This is a genomic window from Pyramidobacter sp. C12-8, from assembly GCF_002007215.1.
Taxonomy (GTDB): Bacteria; Synergistota; Synergistia; order Synergistales; family Dethiosulfovibrionaceae; genus Pyramidobacter.
Genome location: NZ_MUHX01000175.1, coordinates 1 through 208 on the forward strand (window position 1 = coordinate 1; position 208 = coordinate 208).

Annotated in this window: 1 protein-coding gene; it reads left to right on the plus strand. The window is 35.6% G+C overall.

Features of this window, described 5'->3' with window-relative positions:
• Nucleotides 1-46 precede the first annotated feature (46 nt).
• Nucleotides 47-208 (plus strand): carbon starvation CstA family protein (locus tag B0D78_RS13650; RefSeq protein WP_446737337.1); only part of this gene is annotated, 162 nt, incomplete at its 3' end.

The following is a 208-nucleotide window of genomic DNA, read 5'->3' on the forward strand; positions in this document are numbered from 1 at the left end:
AGAAAGGAGGATAATTTTATAACAAAATAACGAGGGGGAAGATTAAATGAATGCTGTATGGTTAGTCATTATAGGAATTGTTTTATTTTATATCGCTTACAAGACCTATGGAAGTTATTTGGCAAACCAGTGGGGAGTAAGTGATAAAACTGAAACTCCTGCTCATACAAAAGAGGATGGAGTTGACTATGTTCCAGCTAAAGCTCCA